The sequence below is a fragment of the Streptomyces bobili genome (assembly GCF_002154575.1).
Taxonomy (GTDB): domain Bacteria; phylum Actinomycetota; class Actinomycetes; order Streptomycetales; family Streptomycetaceae; genus Streptomyces; species Streptomyces bobili.
Genome location: NZ_MUBA01000095.1, coordinates 1 through 274, shown reverse-complemented (window position 1 = coordinate 274; position 274 = coordinate 1). Strand labels below are relative to the sequence as shown.

Annotated in this window: 1 protein-coding gene; it reads left to right on the top strand. The window is 67.2% G+C overall.

The window, feature by feature from the left end; genetic code table 11:
• Nucleotides 1-274: AI-2E family transporter (locus tag BZL64_RS41000; RefSeq protein ID WP_244205264.1), on the top strand; the 274-nt coding region annotated here is incomplete at both ends.

The window sequence follows — 274 nt, the reverse complement described above, 5'->3', positions numbered from 1 at the left end:
TGGGCGCGTTCGTACGGTCGCAGGCGCTCGTGGGTCTGCTCGACGCGGTGCTGATCGGAATCGGCCTGTGGATCCTGGACGTACCGCTGGTGCTCCCGCTGGCGGTGCTGACCTTCGTGTCCGCGTTCGTGCCGATCATCGGCGCGCTGTTCGCCGGACTCGTCGCCGTCCTCATCGCGCTGGTCTCCAACGGCCTGACGGACGCGCTGATCGTGCTGGCCATCATCGTCGCGGTGCAGCAGCTCGAGGGCAACGTCTTCCAGCCGATGATCCA